General features: G+C 62.9%; 1 pseudogene. It reads right to left on the bottom strand.

The features are described 5' to 3' along the window. Positions 1–4: 4 nt before the first annotated feature. Positions 5–248: pseudogene (locus KVT37_RS32510) on the bottom strand (sugar phosphate isomerase/epimerase); the annotation flags it as partial.

Here is a 248-nt window from a genome sequence, read left to right as displayed (position 1 = left end):
AGCCCTAGTAGACCGAATGGACGCCCAGCCGCCCCGGCGGGTTGAACTCGGCCATCTTGAAGTGAGACGCCTTGAACCCCTCAAGGTAGGTGGCGATGAACCCCAGATAATCGAGCTCCTGCAGCAGGAAATGCGACGGGGCGTAGTGGATGTTGCAGCGCTGGGGCCGGCCCACCGCGTCTAAACACATCTCGAGGGTCGCGCCGTCGAACACATCGTCGTAGGGAGGGTCCCGGTAGCTCTCCTCG

Origin of the sequence: Mesorhizobium sp. GbtcB19 (assembly GCF_019091085.1) — a bacterium.
Lineage (GTDB): Bacteria > Pseudomonadota > Alphaproteobacteria > Rhizobiales > Rhizobiaceae > Mesorhizobium.
This window is presented reverse-complemented; position numbering and strand designations above follow the sequence as displayed.